This is a genomic window from Mesorhizobium sp. M1A.T.Ca.IN.004.03.1.1 (assembly GCF_003997555.1).
In the GTDB taxonomy this organism is placed as follows: Bacteria; Pseudomonadota; Alphaproteobacteria; order Rhizobiales; family Rhizobiaceae; genus Mesorhizobium.
In genome coordinates this window covers 1-262 of the sequence record NZ_RZTV01000506.1, presented here as the reverse complement: position 1 = coordinate 262, position 262 = coordinate 1, and the positions used below count along the sequence as shown (strand labels likewise).

Below are 262 nucleotides of genomic sequence, written 5' to 3'. Positions count from 1 at the left end.
AGGCGATCGACGATGCCATTGCTTCCTTGAAGCCGCTTTCCGAAGCCGCCGACCAGACCGAGGGGCGTGCGGCCGGCCTCAAGGATGTGATGGGCCGGATCGTCGACAGCCTGCCCAAATTGCAGGCTGTCGCCGCACGGCGGGTGAAGGCGGTCACGGACAAAGCGGCCGAGACCGCCAAAACGGTCGAGCGCGCCAAGACCAGCCAGAGGGACGGCCAGAAACTCACGACCTCGGCTTACGTGATCCAGATCGTCATGGC

1 pseudogene is annotated in these 262 nt (G+C 64.9%); it reads left to right on the top strand.

Features of this window, described 5'->3' with window-relative positions:
* Positions 1 to 262, top strand: a pseudogene (locus tag EOD29_RS32650) (methyl-accepting chemotaxis protein); the annotation flags it as partial.